This window comes from Cyanobium sp. Tous-M-B4 (assembly GCF_024345395.1).
Lineage (GTDB): Bacteria > Cyanobacteriota > Cyanobacteriia > PCC-6307 > Cyanobiaceae > Cyanobium_A.
The window spans coordinates 193,370-208,151 of record NZ_JAGQBA010000002.1; the positions used below are offsets into that span (position 1 = coordinate 193,370).

18 protein-coding genes are annotated in these 14,782 nt (G+C 60.1%); 9 read left to right on the forward strand and 9 right to left on the reverse strand.

The window, feature by feature from the left end; genetic code table 11:
- Window positions 1-26: 26 nt before the first annotated feature.
- On the reverse strand, window positions 27-362 hold the full coding sequence (locus KBY73_RS04160; RefSeq protein ID WP_254935847.1) for a type II toxin-antitoxin system PemK/MazF family toxin: 336 nt from the start codon (window positions 360-362) through the stop codon (window positions 27-29).
- Complete coding sequence (locus tag KBY73_RS04165) at window positions 359-583, reverse strand: AbrB/MazE/SpoVT family DNA-binding domain-containing protein (RefSeq protein WP_254935848.1); 225 nt, start codon at window positions 581-583, stop codon at window positions 359-361. The genes KBY73_RS04160 and KBY73_RS04165 overlap by 4 nt, the downstream gene beginning before the upstream one ends.
- A gap of 120 nt (window positions 584-703) precedes the next feature.
- On the opposite strand from KBY73_RS04165, the gene KBY73_RS04170 reads away from it, so the two are divergent.
- Window positions 704-1,567 carry an ABC transporter permease gene (locus tag KBY73_RS04170; protein WP_254935849.1) on the forward strand — a complete coding sequence of 288 codons (864 nt, stop codon included), beginning with the start codon at window positions 704-706 and terminating at the stop codon, window positions 1,565-1,567.
- A 22-nt stretch (window positions 1,568-1,589) separates the two neighbouring features.
- Here the strand turns inward: KBY73_RS04170 and KBY73_RS04175 are convergent, their stop codons facing one another.
- The gene (locus tag KBY73_RS04175) at window positions 1,590-2,729 is read right to left on the reverse strand and encodes an ATP-binding protein (protein ID WP_254935850.1); all 1,140 of its coding nucleotides are present in this window, start codon (window positions 2,727-2,729) and stop codon (window positions 1,590-1,592) included.
- A 24-nt stretch (window positions 2,730-2,753) separates the two neighbouring features.
- Complete coding sequence (locus KBY73_RS04180) at window positions 2,754-3,194, reverse strand: DUF6165 family protein (protein ID WP_254935851.1); 441 nt, start codon at window positions 3,192-3,194, stop codon at window positions 2,754-2,756.
- Between the two features lie 53 nt (window positions 3,195-3,247).
- On the opposite strand from KBY73_RS04180, the gene KBY73_RS04185 reads away from it, so the two are divergent.
- The gene (locus KBY73_RS04185; protein WP_254935852.1) at window positions 3,248-3,460 is read left to right on the forward strand and encodes a hypothetical protein; all 213 of its coding nucleotides are present in this window, start codon (window positions 3,248-3,250) and stop codon (window positions 3,458-3,460) included.
- A 7-nt stretch (window positions 3,461-3,467) separates the two neighbouring features.
- On the opposite strand, the gene trmH is transcribed toward KBY73_RS04185, so the two are convergent.
- Complete coding sequence (trmH, locus tag KBY73_RS04190; RefSeq protein ID WP_254935853.1) at window positions 3,468-4,163, reverse strand: tRNA (guanosine(18)-2'-O)-methyltransferase TrmH; 696 nt, start codon at window positions 4,161-4,163, stop codon at window positions 3,468-3,470.
- 194 nt (window positions 4,164-4,357) lie between these two features.
- On the opposite strand from trmH, the gene KBY73_RS04195 reads away from it, so the two are divergent.
- The 4 genes from KBY73_RS04195 to KBY73_RS04210 all read left to right on the forward strand — a co-directional run bounded on the left by KBY73_RS04195 (window position 4,358) and on the right by KBY73_RS04210 (window position 6,621).
- Window positions 4,358-4,693 (forward strand): MGMT family protein, encoded by a 336-nt coding sequence (locus KBY73_RS04195; RefSeq protein ID WP_254935854.1) that lies wholly within the window; start codon window positions 4,358-4,360, stop codon window positions 4,691-4,693.
- Between the two features lie 890 nt (window positions 4,694-5,583).
- Window positions 5,584-5,913 (forward strand): hypothetical protein, encoded by a 330-nt coding sequence (locus KBY73_RS04200; RefSeq protein WP_254935855.1) that lies wholly within the window; start codon window positions 5,584-5,586, stop codon window positions 5,911-5,913.
- Between the two features lie 256 nt (window positions 5,914-6,169).
- On the forward strand, window positions 6,170-6,307 hold the full coding sequence (locus KBY73_RS04205) for a hypothetical protein (RefSeq protein ID WP_254935856.1): 138 nt from the start codon (window positions 6,170-6,172) through the stop codon (window positions 6,305-6,307).
- A gap of 89 nt (window positions 6,308-6,396) precedes the next feature.
- Window positions 6,397-6,621 (forward strand): hypothetical protein, encoded by a 225-nt coding sequence (locus KBY73_RS04210; protein WP_254935857.1) that lies wholly within the window; start codon window positions 6,397-6,399, stop codon window positions 6,619-6,621.
- A gap of 156 nt (window positions 6,622-6,777) precedes the next feature.
- Here the strand turns inward: KBY73_RS04210 and KBY73_RS04215 are convergent, their stop codons facing one another.
- Both KBY73_RS04215 and KBY73_RS04220 read right to left on the reverse strand, forming a co-directional pair.
- Window positions 6,778-6,942, reverse strand: a complete 165-nt coding sequence (locus tag KBY73_RS04215) for a hypothetical protein (RefSeq protein WP_254935858.1) — start codon at window positions 6,940-6,942, stop codon at window positions 6,778-6,780.
- A 48-nt stretch (window positions 6,943-6,990) separates the two neighbouring features.
- Window positions 6,991-8,766: a hypothetical protein gene (locus tag KBY73_RS04220; protein WP_254935859.1), complete on the reverse strand. Its 1,776-nt coding sequence runs from the start codon at window positions 8,764-8,766 to the stop codon at window positions 6,991-6,993.
- Window positions 8,767-9,104: 338 nt separating this feature from the next.
- Between KBY73_RS04220 and KBY73_RS04225 the strand changes: the two genes are divergently transcribed.
- Together KBY73_RS04225 and KBY73_RS04230 are read left to right on the forward strand one after the other, a co-directional pair.
- Window positions 9,105-9,986 (forward strand): hypothetical protein, encoded by an 882-nt coding sequence (locus tag KBY73_RS04225; protein WP_254935860.1) that lies wholly within the window; start codon window positions 9,105-9,107, stop codon window positions 9,984-9,986.
- Between the two features lie 102 nt (window positions 9,987-10,088).
- Complete coding sequence (locus KBY73_RS04230; RefSeq protein ID WP_254935861.1) at window positions 10,089-10,415, forward strand: multidrug efflux SMR transporter; 327 nt, start codon at window positions 10,089-10,091, stop codon at window positions 10,413-10,415.
- Between the two features lie 617 nt (window positions 10,416-11,032).
- On the opposite strand, the gene KBY73_RS04235 is transcribed toward KBY73_RS04230, so the two are convergent.
- Window positions 11,033-11,176, reverse strand: coding sequence for a hypothetical protein (locus tag KBY73_RS04235; protein WP_254935862.1), 144 nt, complete (start codon window positions 11,174-11,176; stop codon window positions 11,033-11,035).
- A 110-nt stretch (window positions 11,177-11,286) separates the two neighbouring features.
- On the opposite strand from KBY73_RS04235, the gene KBY73_RS04240 reads away from it, so the two are divergent.
- On the forward strand, window positions 11,287-12,660 hold the full coding sequence (locus tag KBY73_RS04240; RefSeq protein ID WP_396096558.1) for a 16S rRNA (cytosine(967)-C(5))-methyltransferase: 1,374 nt from the start codon (window positions 11,287-11,289) through the stop codon (window positions 12,658-12,660).
- Window positions 12,661-12,667: 7 nt separating this feature from the next.
- Here the strand turns inward: KBY73_RS04240 and KBY73_RS04245 are convergent, their stop codons facing one another.
- The gene (locus tag KBY73_RS04245; protein ID WP_396096560.1) at window positions 12,668-14,782 is read right to left on the reverse strand and encodes a transglycosylase domain-containing protein; all 2,115 of its coding nucleotides are present in this window, start codon (window positions 14,780-14,782) and stop codon (window positions 12,668-12,670) included.

Below are 14,782 nucleotides of genomic sequence, written 5' to 3' on the forward strand. Positions count from 1 at the left end.
CCTAGCCGCGATCGTCAGCGTCGTTCTCAGTCCACCAATTGGTGCAGCTGGGCTGCGACTCCATCTCGATCGGGCGGGGCCAGGTGTCCCAGGGTCTTCAGGATCAGGCGTTCATCCAGCGTGAACACCTTGAAGCGCACCAGGCAGGGCTGGGGCAGGCCGGCGGCCTGATGGTTCTGGATCGTCCAATCCAGGGGCCACGCGGATTGCTTGGCCGACGTCACCATCGCCAGCAGCACGTGGCCTGAGGCGCGCTGGAAGTCGGGTGGAGACAGCACCACCGCCGGGCGCCGCTTCTGGGTGGCGCGATCCGTGAAGGGGAACGGCACCAGCACCAGCGAATGACGGTCAAACGGCTTCATAGCCCTGCGAAGGCTTCCTCATCCGCCGGGCTGCTCCATTCCTGCAGGCTGGCGTCGAGGCTGCGCAGGTAGGCCAGATCCAGCGGCGCAATCGCCCGCACCCGTACTGAGCCATCCTCCAGCTCCCAGCTGAGTTGATCCCCCTGTCGCAGCCCCAAGGCTTCGCGCACCGCCTTGGGCACGGTCACCTGCCCCTTGGCCGTCAGGGTTGCCACTTCCATGGCCCTTGCCATCGTTTTTATCCAAAACTCACTTTAGCGCGGAGCTCTCCTTACGGTAAGGAAGCCTTGTTGGTGGATCGAGCTGTTGCAGCCCGCCGCCTAGCTGCGTAAGGTCGCGCCATGCTTTTGTCGTTGCGCCGCGCCCCCAGCCTCTCGGTCCGCATGGCCCGCTGGGGTTTGGTGATCGTGGTGGCCTACGCCCTGGTGGCCCTGCTCACGCCGCTGCTGGTGCATGCCGGCTGGCTTAGTGATCCCAACGCCGGCCTGCAAAATCCGATCTATGCCCAGCCCTCGCTGAGCCACTGGTGCGGCACCGATCGTTTAGGCCGCGACGTGTGCGTGCGCACCCTCGCCGGCAGTGGCGTGGCCCTGCAGGTGGTGCTGCTGGCCCTGGTGATCGCCCTGTTGATCGGTGTGCCCCTTGGCATGGTGAGCGGCTACTTGGGCGGCTGGGTGGATCGGGTGCTGGTGCTGCTGATGGACACCCTCTACACCCTGCCGGTGCTGCTGCTCTCGGTGGTGCTTGCCTTCCTGCTGGGCCGGGGCCTGCCCAATGCCGCCGCCGCCCTTTGCGTCGTCTACATCCCCCAATACTTCCGGGTGGTGCGCAACCAAACCGCCCAGGTGAAGGCTGAGTTGTTTGTGGAGGCGGCCCAGTCGCTTGGCGCCGGCCCGATCTGGATCCTGCGCCGCTACCTGCTGCGCAACGTGATCACCTCGGTGCCGGTGCTGCTCACCCTCAACGCCGCCGATGCCGTGCTGGTGCTCGGTGGCCTCGGCTTTCTGGGCCTTGGCCTGCCCGAAACCATCCCCGAGTGGGGCGGCGACCTGCAGCAGGCCCTCACCGCCGTGCCCACCGGCATCTGGTGGACCGCCCTCTACCCGGGCTTGGCCATGTTTGTGCTGGTTCTGGGGCTGTCGTTTTTAGGCGAAGGCCTCGAGAGCTGGCTCAGCGGCGGCAGCGCTCAGCGCACCGGATCCTGAAGGTCGGAGCCGAAGCCCGTCGTTAGGGGCGCAGTTGTCTCAACCAGGCTTCCAGCGGTTCACAGCGGATGCCATCGATCAGCAGCGGTTCTGGGCACAAGGAGAGCAGCAAGCGCTCTGCCTCTGGGTAGTCCTCACCGAAGGCCCGCAGCGCCTTGAGGTCGCTGCGATCGATGCGACGGCTGTGTTTCACCTCGATGGCCATAAATAAGTCTGGGCCATACACGACGAAATCCACCTCCAGTCCAGATCGGGTGCGCCAGAAGCTGAGTTGGGCCCCTCCTGGCCGCAGCTGGCAGAGCGCCCGCAGGTGCTGGGCCACCAGGGATTCCAAAGCGATGCCGCCAATCTCTTCCGGCCCATCAAGCGGGCCGCGGGGCCTGAGGGAGCGAAAAACTCCGGCATCGAAGCAGAAAAACTTCTGGTGCTGCACCAGCTGCCGCTGGGCTCGCCGTTGAAACACCGGCAGCCGAAAGCTGATCAACAGATCCTCAAGAATTCCCAGATAGCTTTCAGCCCTTTTGCGGGGTATCTCGGTTTCCCGGGCCAGGTTTGCCAGGTTGAGCAGGGTGCCCTGCGAAAAGCTGATCACCTCCAGAAACCTTGCGAAATCGCCGATCTGACGCACCAGGGCTTCTGCCTGCACCTCTTCCTGCAGATACAGCGAGGCATAGGCCGCCAAGGTGGCCTGGGGATCCACGGCTTGCCACACAAGGGGCACCAGTCCGTTGGCCTGGGCCCGCATCAGATCAAAATCCTGGCCGAGCTCAGCAGCCATGAAGGGCCCCATGTGCACGGCCACCAGCCGCCCACCGAGCAGGTTGGCGGCCCCGTGGCGCAGCTTGCGGGCACTCGAACCGGTGAGCACAAAACGCAGATCCCGCCGCTGCTCCACCAGGGCATGCACCACGTCGAGCAACTGGGGGGCTTTCTGGATTTCGTCGATCACCACCGTCTGAGCGGATTTGCCAGCGGCAGCAATGAATTCCGACAGCCGCTCTGGCCGGGCCTGGTAGGCCCTCAGTACATCCGGTGCCAGCAGATCCAGCCGCAGGGCTTCGGGGAACACCTGTGCCAGCCAGGTCGACTTGCCGGTGCCGCGGGGGCCAAACAGGAAGAAGCTGCCAGGAGGTGGCTGCAAAAATCGCCGCACTGCCGCCATATACGCAGCCGAAATGGAGTTTTGCTAGCCATTTTGCATGGGAATTAGGCGTTCGCTCGCTTGATTCCCATCGCCATAGCTGGCGTAGAGCTTCTCTTCCACAATCGCTGAACCGTGGCGCTCGTTGATGGCGCGTTTCACGGCGGCCCGTTCGTCGTTGCTGAAATACACCGCTCGCGCCAGGGCGACGAAATCGTCGCTGAAGTCCTGCTTGGCCTCAAGGGCGCGGATGTCGTCTTCGATGGCCCAGAGCTTGGCGTTGATCTGGCGCAGGGCGTCAAACAGGTCTTCTGCCACCGCCAGGCCCGCTGCCTCCAGACAACCCAGCAGTAGCTGCCGCTCCCGCTCCACGTTCGCTAGCCGCTCGCCACTGAGCCGCGCGGCCTTGAGTTCCAGGATCGTGATCTTGTCGACCACCTCCCCGATCGAAGCCGGAATCTGCAAGTTGGCAGGGCTAGGGGACACGGCCTGCGAGGAGAGGCCCACAATGGAAGCACCCCGTCACCCTGTGGATAGTCGTGCCCTGGTGGTTGGATCTGCTCCTGCTCTCTGCTGCTGCGGCGCTTTGGTGCAGCGGCAATGCCAATGACGACGACGTTTGGAGCCTGTTCCAGAAGTTTCTTGCTGCCGTTGCCCTGGCGGTGGTGCTGCTCGGCGGCCGTCAGATTTTTCTTGAGCTGCTGGGCCTCGGCCTGGCCCTGTGGCTTCCCAGTGCCCGCAGATATCAGTAACCGAGCATCAGCAGCGCAGCTTGATCGTGCGAGGCAGGGTTTCGCTGATGGCCCCCTCGGCATCAAGGCTTGGATAGGGGCGGCCTTCACGCTGGCACCAGGCCGCCACCTCCGGATAGGCCCACTCAAATAGCAGGGTGTCGTAGCGCCCGTCCGGCACCCCTTCGCCGTGGCGTGGCAGCACCCCGGCCACCTGCCGCTGACGCAGCGCCTCAAACAGCAGCGTGGCGCAGGCCACGCTCACATTCAGCGACTGCACCATGCCGTGCATCGGGATCACGATCGGCTGATCTACCAATGCCGCCGCTTCAGCGCTTAAGCCCCACTTCTCCGCCCCCAGCACCAGGGCGCTTGGGCCGGTGAAGTCGCACTGGCGGTAGTCAACCGCTTCCACCGACAGGTGGGTGCCATAGAGCCGAAAGCCCTGGTCCTTGAGTTGGCGCAGCAGGGCCACGCTGTCGCCGTCGCTATGGCGATGCAGCGGCACCCACTTTTCGCTGCCCTTAGAGGTGCAATTGAAGGTGGGCGTGCGGCCCGCCAGGCTCACCACATGGGCCTCAAGCACCCCCACCGCATCGCAGCTGCGCAGGATCGCCGAGAGGTTGTGGGGCTTATCCACGTGCTCGAGCACCACGGTGAGATCGCCCATGCGGCGATCGAGCACGGCCTTGAGCCGCTCAAAGCGGCGGGGCAGCAGGGTCATGGCGTCGGGCTCAGTTGAGGTGCGGAATCACGGGCATCTCCCGAATGCCCAGTCTCCCCAATGACAAGTCGCCTGCATTACGAGTCGAACGCATGACAAGTGCCCTTGGGCAGTCACTTTTTTGTTTTTAGGCTGGGTTCAACACCCGGTTGCCCAAGCTCAAACCAGCTTTGTTTCCTCCCGCTCGGCGCTCGATGCAAGCTCCCGCCCCCACCTTTGATCAGCGGGTTTACGCCGTCGTGGCCCAGATCCCTTGCGGACAGCTGGCCACCTACGGCCAGATCGCTGAGCTGGTTGGGGTCTGGGGCGCCGCCCGCCAGGTGGGCTGGGCCCTGCGGCGGTTGCCCCTGCCGTCGGAGATCCCGTGGCAGCGGGTTGTTAATGCCAAAGGGCAGATCAGCTTCAACCCCAGCCGCGAAGGCAGCGACTGGATCCAGCGTGATCTGCTGCTCGCTGAAGGCATACCCGTAGATGCAGCGGGCCAGTTGCCCCTGGCCCAGCACCGTTGGCGGGCAAAAGAAAATTTGTGAATTTGCTGGGATAAAGGCGCGTCTGAATCGACGCATTGAGGGAGGCGTCAACGGCAGTTGAAATTTGATATGAGGCCATTTTTGCGGCCATTTTGGAATTCAGTTGGTTCAGTGGGTCTGTTGGCGGGAGCTTCGTCCCACCTCGAGAGTGGCCCTAAAAGGCATTCATCGCTCATAGGGTGGCAATCGAGTTGGCCATGTCCCTCGGCACGCCGAGCAGATGCTTGACCAAGTCAAATCACTTAGGGCCACAAGTGTTGTGCTGCGCCAAGCCGTGCGCCAAGTGGTTGGTGCGCTGGAAATGGATAGGCGCATGCCGTCATAGAGAGACCCCCAGCGGCGTCCTGTAGCCCTCTCCAAGCCCCCGCTGGCCGCCTGATGGGTTTGCCTGGCTGCTGCCCAGCCTGGCCCGTTGCAGCCGGTCAGGGAAGGGTTTGGTGGGAACAGTTGCGAACTCGTACGGGTAAGCCTGGCCGGCAATGCGGGCGCGGTACTGGAGGGCAGTGTTCCCGTAGTGGGGTGGGGGGGGGACCCGGTGACGGTTCTGGTTGCTGCCCGACAAAGTGGAGGAGATGACCTCAGAACAGCTTTAGAGCCTTGCTGTCCTTGTACTGGCGATGGTGCCGGTGTCTCTGCTGTGGCGGGTCTGGATCCAGATGCTGGACTGATTGCTGCGCCGCTGGTAGCCGCACTGTTGGTTTTAGCTCCTGCCTGACGGTGTCGGCGGTGTCGCTGCCCTATTTCTGAACCGACCACCTAGGGCATTAGCAAGGGTCAGCGTGGTCGATGCAGCGCAGCCTTGCGGTACTGGACTCGTGTCACACCAAGCAGACACCGCTGCGCTGATGGGGCACAGTGGAAGAGGTCCAACCGTTTGACAGGAGGTCGTCGTGCCCCGCTCCAACCGCCTCAGCCTTTCCCTGGCAAGCACTGCCGCTGTGGCACTGGCATCGCTGCCCCTTGGCATCACCCCTGCAAGTGCTGCCAAGGTCGCCGAAGGAACCACCTCAAGCATCGGGGTGGTGGAGACTTCGCCTAATGCCCAGCAGTTCAACCTGAAGACTCAGGGTGCATCAACTGTCTTAGTGGCAAGAGGCGGTAATGATGGAAGAAAATTTGTAGTGCCAGCATTCCTTCAGCAACTACTGGGAGTTCTTGGAATCCAACCCCAAGGTTCTCCATTTTGTGAAATCTGCTTGGGTTCTTGGAATCCAGACTGACAACACGGTGCTACTCCTACCTACAACTTACCAAGCCCCTGCCATTACAGGGGTTTTTTATTGTCTCGATATACCCAACAGCACTCTTTATGAGCGCCTACAACTTGGAACAATCGGCATCCGCAGCCGTTCCCGTGCGCATTCGGCGAAGCACCATCCTCGCTCACCCCTCCCCCCTGACCCACGCAGCCAGCAGCTTGTGGAGGTCCTGGCCGTCGGGCAGCTCAGTCGGCGCTGCTGACAGCCTTCCCATGGGGTGCTGCGCTCGGGCGATGTCATGTGCGTGGGCTGCGTCCAGCGCCTGCACCATCTCGATGCCGAAGCATGCATCCGCAGGGAACAAAACGGCGAACTGGGGAATGGCGGTCAGCGCTGGCTGGGTGATGCTGGTTGATCGGGGCGCAGCGCTTAGCCAACTTTCAGCAAGCTCTCATGCCAGTGGGCAGCACCCTCAGCTAGAAAGGAAAAGAGCATCCAAATCCCATGATTCGCCGTATTGCTGCGCCTGCCCTGGCGGCGCTTACCCTCGCCGCATCCACTGCCATGCCTCTGGCGGCTGGGGCTGCGCCTAAAGATGTAGCGGCAATCGCTGAAAAGCGGACGGTACCTCTTTTAAGAGAGTGCGGTCAGCAAGAGTTTCTACCCTTTTGCCTTGCTATATTAGGAATTATAGAACGTCAGATTGAAGAGTTTAAAAACAGGTTTTGATCGCAGTTCTTTAGGTAGGCAGCCAGCTTCGATTGCAGCCATTCCCTGAGTGCCTGGCATGGTAAATGTCTTGCTTTAGGTGCTGTATTGAAGCTGCGTGCGCGAGAAATTCCCTTTTCGCGCATGCCGTTTCACTCCGAGGCCAGACGACGCCCCTCACCCCACCATCCGCAGTCTTTGCCGTGCCGGCAATGCCGACATCCGCCCTGACGGGTGCTGCGCTCGGGTGATGTCCTGTTCATGGGCAGCGTCCAGCGCCTGCACCATCAACAGGCTCGCCAGGTGTGACTTTCCGCTGTAGCGCCCGATTCCGACGCCCATGGCAGCGGTTGCTAAAGCGCGGGCCGCTAGGGGAATCGTTTTGGGCGATCAAGCAGCAAATGTGGCAACACCATTGGCGTTCACTGTGAGGGTGCCGTCTGCGAAGTTAAAGATCCCACCTTTCGATCCACCGATCTTTTCAAATTCGTTGACAGTCATGGAGACACCTTCAGAGGTGATATTGCTGCCAATAATGGTGTAAGTTCCTTGGCCAAATAGGATCTTATCAACACCAGATCCACCAGAAAATTCGCCGTCGCCAAAGCCAAGAAGGCGATCATTGCCATCTCCAAGGGATGTCTTGCCGAGGCGGCCAACGAACCCTCCATTCAACGCATCGACAGTGTCATCTCCAGCCCCCGTATCGATGAAGCCTTGATTAAAAATTCCTATTCCCCCAATGCCACGAATGCTGTCTTTGCCCGACCCGCCATTGATTGTGCCAAGATTTTGAATCCCAATTACTCCAGCCCCCGTAATGGTGTCATTTCCCTCGCCGCCATTAATTATGCCAAAATTATTTACCCCAGTACTCGAATCGCTCTTGCCCGTGACGAGGTCGTTCCCACTACCGCAGTCTATTAAATAATCGCCAACTTCAGGACCAATCAACGAGGCATTGAAAATGCCAGATCCATCCTTGCTCTCCCCGTTGATGGTGTCACGACCGGAGCCGCCAATGATGCTGCCTTCGTTGATGATTCCTTTTTCGGTGCCTCCTTTACCCTCGACAGTGTCATCTCCGGTACCACCATTAATGGTGCCTTTGTTGATGATTCCATCGTTGCCACCTTTACCGAGGATGGAGTCTCTTCCGTCGCCGCCCAATATGTTGCCGCCATTACCGATTCCGGTACTGGCGCTTTTACCAACTATGGAGTCATTACCTGAGCCCCCCTCAATGAGGAAGTCGACGCCAACGCTTAAGTCAAATAAACTGTTCAGGATTCCGTAGTCCGCCCCCTCGCCACGGATGGTGTCATTCCCAGAATCTGCATTAATGGTGGCGTTATTAACGATTCCCTCGTTGCCGCCTTGGCCCTCAACGATATCGTTTCCTTTGCCGGCCGTGATAAGGGCACGGCTTCCATTGGCGATACCAGCAAATCCTCCTATTCCAGAAATGAAATCGCTTCCTTTGCCTCCATCAATTGTGCCGGTGCTGAAGATTCCATATGAATCTGCTTCTCCCTTAACGGTGTCTTTTCCTTTGCCTAGCTGAATGACTTGTGACCCGTTTGAAATTCCTGTGGCGATAAAGACCTCGCCTTCTTGATCAATGTCGCCACCACCACGGGCTACGCCTTCGATGGTGTCTGCTCCGCTGCCCGTATCAATGGAGCCATCGTTGCTAACACCAAAATCTGGGCCTGAGCCACGGATTGTATCGTTACCAGATCTTGTATTTATAATACCAAGGTTCTCAATACCACCACCGTTTTCTTTGTTCCCATTTTGCTTTATGCTGCCCTCGATGGTGTCTGCTCCACTGCTCGTATCGATGGAGCCAGTGTTGACAAATCCGACTACTTTCCCGACGCCAGTGATGGTGTCGATGCCGGATCCAGTATCGAGAGTGCCAGCAACGCTGTAAATGCCATATTTTCCACCGCCTTTGCCTAAAACAATGTCGTTGCCAGATCCAGTATCGAGGGTGCCAACGATTTCAATGCCTACATTTTCAGCAGCAGAAATGCCAACAATGGTATCGCCCCCAGCTAGCGCCTCGACCGCCTCACCCGAAACGACATACCATCCACCATCGGAAATCGCTGTATTTGGTTGATTGTTAAACGGGAAGGCTGCAAGGTTGCGAAATGACATTGGCTATTGTTGTCTGAGGTTGATGTTTACATCTTAGCAGCTCTGCCACTCCTTCAGCTCCGTCGCTGTGGGGAGTTCATAGTTCATCGCCTTGCTGGTCTGTGCACCTTCCAAGTGGGGGTCGAGGGACTCTTGCCCGCCAACTTGATTGATGCAAAGCGCGCGCTTAGGCAGTTGACACCGGAGATAAACAGTTTGACACTATTTTGTTATCGCAAGACGGCTAGAGCGCCATTCGCAAGATCCCGTACCTCGCTTTGATCGAGACCAGGGACATCAATTAGCGAGTCAGTCAAGGCATGTTAAGCTGGTAGGAGGTTGTATCAATTTTTAAGGTCATGGTTGCTGCTGATGCTCCCATTCTGACAAAGAATCAGCTTGACGACTTATTCAATTTTTCCAGTCTAAATCAATCTGTAGAGCTCGCTTGCCAATTGGCGGTTCAACATCCAAGGCTGCTCTACTTATTCATGCAGAGATATGCCCATTTCAACGGTTATGCAGGCAGCTTAGTGGCTCGCTTGGCAAGCTCGGTTGGTCTTTCCCGCGACCTGTTTAAAAGCTCTTCTGCTGTTGTTGCAGACGAAGCAGATAGAGGACTTGAAATTGCGGCAAGAATATTGGCAGCAACTATTGATGAGCATGCGGATAAAGGTCAGAAATGCGCCCCTCATCGAGCGCTAGCTCAAGCAACTCTAAAATCCATAGGTGACTATGCAGTCTTGACCGTAGAAGAGAGAAACCATCTTTCCATTCTCCCCAATTGGATGCAAGGAACCTTGGAAAATACCGTCCAAGGATATCAAGGCGTGCCTGGCGATGTTCGTTCGCTGATTCGCGCGTTGGGATTTCACGCAGCATCTGAAATCCTCGCCAGCTTTGAATACTCAATTATAGATAAAGTTGTTAGGCATGATAACCGTAATATCGGTTATGATGCTTATCTTCGCGGGATCCATGAAAGGGTTGAAGTCGAGCAAGGGTTATTTAGCGCCTGGTACTGGATTGTCATTCATGGCAAGCATAAAGGTTCGGGGGTTGAAGATGAACATTTTCAGTCGGCTCTTGAAGCGCTTGATCTAGCTTCATGCTATCGAACTGAGTCGGCACAGCAAATACAACAATGGGCTCTGCAGGGTTTCTCAGACTTTGTTGAGATCCAGCAAAGACTTTTCAAAGAGATTGTACGAGAGGGCTCTGAGTATCTCCAACAGCTGTAGTCACTTAATTGCCTTCTTGACTTAAGCAAAGCCAAGCGCTGAAGCTGCCCCTCGCCTTTCTGGCAATTCCAAAATACTTAGCAGTTTATCCACGATTGATCTATGGGATGGTTTCTTTTAGTGGCGGCAATCGTCCCGGAAGTGATAGGCACGATTCTGTCTAAGCAAACAAATGGCTTTCAAAATCTCAATACATCAGCTCTGATGGTTATTTGTTATTGTTTGTCCTTGAGTGGTTTGACACTCGCTATGAAAACCATTGAAATGAGCATCGCTTATTCTGTTTGGACGGGATGCTCGATCTTGGCGATTTCGATCCTGGGTGTCGGCATCTTCAATGAGGCAATGAGCTTTGCCAAAGGGTTTTCAATTGTCCTGTTAGTGATAGGGCTTGTAGGCCTAATGGCGGAACATCAGCCTCGCGCCTGAGCGAAATATTTCCCTTCTTGCTTGCTAATCGGCTATTTTGGTGACAGCTTGAGGTCGGCCGCCAAAATTGCTCGCAATCAGTATTTTAAATCTTCACATATTTCAGAGAATAGACTCAACTAGCGCCATGGTAATTCTATTCCCATTTAAATGGACTGGCTCAGCCGTGTGATCGTGCAGATCATCCCTATATGACCCCTTTTCTTCAAGTTATTGGTAATGCTAGCGTTGTCCGCATATATTTAGTTGCCTATATCCCTCTTCGCTCGATTCCGGTAGCTGTCAGGAAAGATGACTTCTCTGCTGCCATTCAAGTAGTTATGGCAAGTGCAGCTGGTCTTGGGTCGATTTCCGGTCGTGGAGGATTGATCCAAAGCGACTTGGATTCTGCTGGCGTGCCTGTTCATAGATGTGGGCACGATTCCGGCAGAGGTCAACGGCCTCGCCACTTTGGCGTTGGTGGGGCGTCATGCACTTGATGCTGCTGTGGCGGTGTCGGTGGTTGTACCAATCCACAAATGACGCCACCCAAAGGCATGACTCCTCCACGCTGGCGAATGGCCCCTTGGGTAATTGGGCCGGTATTTTGCTGTGCGGACAAGCGATTCGGAATAGGGTTAGTCGTTGCTAACCCTTGGTCTGGAGAAGGACTGCACCGCGCCCAGTTCTTCCAGCCGGCTTTCCAGCGTGGCGGCGCGCATTGCGTTGCCGTTATCGGCATCCCCGTGGATGCCGCGGGCCAGTTGCCCCTGGCCCAGCACCGTTGGCGTGCTGGGGTTGATGACTTTGCAAATTAGTTCTTCTTAGCTAACTACCAAAAAACATCCACCACCTCCTCCTCTCCCCTGCCGCTTCCCCCTGCGCGCTAGTTGTGGAGCCTTGCCCTCCGCCGCCCCACGCCCTGGCACCCGCCCCCGCAACCGAAACTCCCGCGATTGGCCTGGCGCCGCGCCAGCTCGCCTGGCAGGTGTTGCTGGCGGTGGGCGCTGGCGCCTACGCCGATCTGGCGCTGGAGCGGGAGCTGCAGCGCCATCCCCTTGAGGGCGCCGACCGGGCCCTAGCCACCGAACTGGCCTACGGCGCCATTCGCCAGCGACGCCTGCTCGATGCCTGGCTTGATGCCCTCGGCAAGGTTCCCGCCGCCCGCCAGCCACCCAAGTTGCGCTGGCTGCTGCACCTAGGGCTCTACCAGCTGCTGTTCAGCAGCCGGGTGCCGGCCTCTGCGGCGGTGAGCACCACCGTGGAATTGGCAAAACGGGGTGGACTCGGCCGGCTGGCGCCGGTGGCCAATGGCCTGCTGCGGGCCTGCGGGCGCCGGCGCGCGGAGGCCGGGCCTGAGTCCTGGGATGGTCTGGGCCCCCTGCCCAGCGACCCCGCCGCCAGCTATGGCCTGCGCCATTCCCTGCCCGCCTGGCTCGCTGAGCTGGCGTTGCAATGGCCTGATCCCGAGGCCTTCGGTCTGGCCTGCAACCAACCCCCCGCCCTCGACCTGCGCCTCAACCTGCTGTGCACCACGCCTGCTGCTGCTTTGGAGGCCTTCACTGCCGCCGGGATCGAGGCGGCCCCCCTGCCGGATCTGCCCGGGGGCCTCACGCTCCTGGGCCGCAGCGGTGAGTTGCGCGCCCTGCCCGGCTACGCCGAGGGCCACTGGTGCGTGCAAGACCGCGCTGCCCAGGCGGTGGGTTTGCTGCTCGATCCCCAGCCCGGCGAGCGGATCCTCGATGCCTGCGCCGCCCCGGGTGGCAAGAGCACCCATCTCGCTGAGCTGATGGCAAACCAGGGTGAGGTGTGGGCCGTGGATCGCTCCGAGGGGCGCCTGCGCCGGGTGGGCGTCAATGCCGCCCGCCTTGGCCTGCAGTGCATCCACACCCTGGCCGCCGATGCCACCGCCCTAGCGGCTGAGAAGCCTGAGTGGCTCGGCTGGTTTGATCGCATCCTGCTGGATGCCCCCTGTTCGGGCCTTGGCACCCTGGCCCGCCACGCCGATGCCCGCTGGCGGATCAGCCCTGAAACGATCACCGAGTTGGTGCCGCTGCAGCGGTCCCTGCTGGAGTCCCTGCTGCCCCTGCTCAAGCCGGGCGGCCAGCTGGTGTATGCCACCTGCACCGTGCATCCGGCTGAAAACGGCCAGCTGCTCGCTGGCTTCCTTGCCGATCACCCCGGCTTGCAGCTGCAGCAGAGCTGGCAGCGTTGGCCAGCCGCCAGCGGTGGCGACGGCTTTTTTGCCGCTCTGCTGCAGGCTTAAGGCGGGGTTAGGGGGGTGGTGGTGGCGCCACCACCGGGGGTGGTGGGGCTTCCAGCGGCGGTGGTGTGGCGGGCGCCGGGCTGGGGGCAGCAGGGGTGCTTGGTGTTTGCGCCTGGGGGGCGGCAGGGCTGGCCGGCGCGGCTGGTGTGTAGGGCTGCTCGTTGAGACTGGGGGTGGGATCAAGCTCCAACGGCTGGGGTGCCGGCTCACGCCAGCTTTCGGTGCTGGCTGCCGGTTCACGGCGGCGCTCGGCTTGCTTTTTGTCCAGCCGGTAGGTGTCCTCTAGCTGCGGCTTGGGCGGAAACTGGCGCACTGGCAGGTCCTTGCTGATCGGCGCCATAAAGGCCCTCCAGGCGTAGGTGGCCACCACGCTGGTGTCCTTGGTGGTGCGGCTGTCGTCGTAGCCGAGCCACACCCCGGTGGTGAGCTGGGGGATCGAACCGATAAACCACAGGTCGCGGCCCCCCTCTGAGGTGCCCGTCTTACCGGCCACGGGCCGGTCCGGCAGGGCCGCGCCGCCGCCCGTGCCCGACCGCACCGCCCGCTCCAGCATCCACAGCATCAGGGCCGCGATGTCGCTATTGACGGCCCGGCGACCTTGATCGCCATCCACCCGGCGGCTCCACAGCAGCTCGCCATCGGGGCCGAGGATCTCCTCAAACGGTGTGGGTTTCACGTAGATGCCACCGTTATTGATGGCGGCGTAGGCGGCGGTCATGTCCACCACCGTTTGCTCGGTGGCGCCGAGGGCGAGGGGGTAGAAGCGCCCCAGCTCTCGGGTGATGCCGAGGCTCTTGGCCGTTTCGATCACCTTGTCGAAGCCCAGCTCCTGCAGCAACCCCACCGCCACTGTGTTGAGCGAGTTCTGCAGCGCCATCACCATCGACACCGAACCGAAGTAACGGTTGCCGAAATTCTTGGGGCAGTAGCCGGCGAAGCAGCGGGCCGAATCGCGGAATAGCCGCTCCGGCAGCATCCCCTGCTGCAGGGCCGTGAGATACACAAACAACTTGAAGGTGGAGCCGGGTGAGCGCAGGGCCTGGGCTGCCCGATTGAACTGGCTGTCCTTGAAGTCGGTGCCGCCCACCATCGCCCGCACCAGGCCTGTTCCGGGCTCCATCGCCACCAGAGCGCCCTGCATGCTGCCGCTGGCATAGCTGTTCACGGCCGACTGGGCCTTCTCCTGCCAGGCCAAATTGACGCTGCTGCGCACTGTCAAACCACCCACCTCGAGCTGCTCGGGGCTGAGCACCTTGGGCAGTTCCTGCTGCACCCAGCCGCTGAAGTAGGGGGCTCGGCTGTCCCAGTATTTGGGTTCGGCTGGCTTGAGTTGCAGCGGTGCCGCTTCAGCCTGCTGTTGCTCACTGACACTGATGAAGCCCGCCTCCTCCATGCGGCGCAGCACCACGGCCCGCCGCTCCAGGGCCAGGTCAGGATTCACCAGGGGTGAATAAACCGAGGGAGCCGGTGGTAGCCCTGCGATCAGGGCGGCTTCCGCAAGGGTTAGCTGTTCCGGGGTTTTTGTGAAATACACCCAGGCCGCGTCGGCAACGCCGTAGGCGCTCGAGCCGAGATAAACAACGTTGAGGTATTCGGTGAGGATCTGCGGTTTGCTGAGCTGGCGCTCGAGCTTGCCGGCCAGGGCGGCCTCTTTGAGCTTACGAATCAGGGTGCGGTCCTGGCTCAGAAATACGGTGCGGGCCAGCTGCTGGGTGATTGTGCTTGCCCCCTCCTCCACCGAGCCCTTGCGCAGGTTGCGCACCATGGCCCGGCCGATCCCCACCGGGTCAATGCCGTTGTGCTGATAGAAGCGCCGGTCTTCCGCGGCGATAAAAGCCTGCTGCACCAACGGCGGCATCGTTTCGGGCGTCAGCTTCTCGCGAGTTACCGGTCCGATTTTGTGCACCACCTGGCCGTCGGCCGAGAGGATGGTGAGGGTGCCTGGGCGGTTGAAGTGGTTGATGCCACGGGCGTCGGGCAGCAGGCTGTCAAAGCCCGCCACTAGCGCCGCCTGGCCGCAGGCAACGCCGCCGCCAATCAGGGCGGCAAGCAGCCCTACTCCCACCAGGTTCGTGCGGCGGGGCTGGGGAGCTTTGCCGGTGGCGGGGCGCTGGCGGTTCAC

Coding starts and splice junctions, on each gene's coding strand:
- KBY73_RS04160 (WP_254935847.1), bottom strand. CDS start 362: ATGAAGCCGTTTGACCGTCATTCGCTGGTGCTGGTGCCGTTCCCCTTC.
- KBY73_RS04165 (WP_254935848.1), bottom strand. CDS start 583: ATGGAAGTGGCAACCCTGACGGCCAAGGGGCAGGTGACCGTGCCCAAG.
- KBY73_RS04170 (WP_254935849.1), top strand. CDS start 704: ATGCTTTTGTCGTTGCGCCGCGCCCCCAGCCTCTCGGTCCGCATGGCC.
- KBY73_RS04175 (WP_254935850.1), bottom strand. CDS start 2,729: ATGGCGGCAGTGCGGCGATTTTTGCAGCCACCTCCTGGCAGCTTCTTC.
- trmH (WP_254935853.1), bottom strand. CDS start 4,163: ATGACCCTGCTGCCCCGCCGCTTTGAGCGGCTCAAGGCCGTGCTCGAT.
- KBY73_RS04195 (WP_254935854.1), top strand. CDS start 4,358: ATGCAAGCTCCCGCCCCCACCTTTGATCAGCGGGTTTACGCCGTCGTG.
- KBY73_RS04210 (WP_254935857.1), top strand. CDS start 6,397: ATGATTCGCCGTATTGCTGCGCCTGCCCTGGCGGCGCTTACCCTCGCC.
- KBY73_RS04215 (WP_254935858.1), bottom strand. CDS start 6,942: ATGGGCGTCGGAATCGGGCGCTACAGCGGAAAGTCACACCTGGCGAGC.
- KBY73_RS04220 (WP_254935859.1), bottom strand. CDS start 8,766: ATGTCATTTCGCAACCTTGCAGCCTTCCCGTTTAACAATCAACCAAAT.
- KBY73_RS04225 (WP_254935860.1), top strand. CDS start 9,105: ATGGTTGCTGCTGATGCTCCCATTCTGACAAAGAATCAGCTTGACGAC.
- KBY73_RS04230 (WP_254935861.1), top strand. CDS start 10,089: ATGGGATGGTTTCTTTTAGTGGCGGCAATCGTCCCGGAAGTGATAGGC.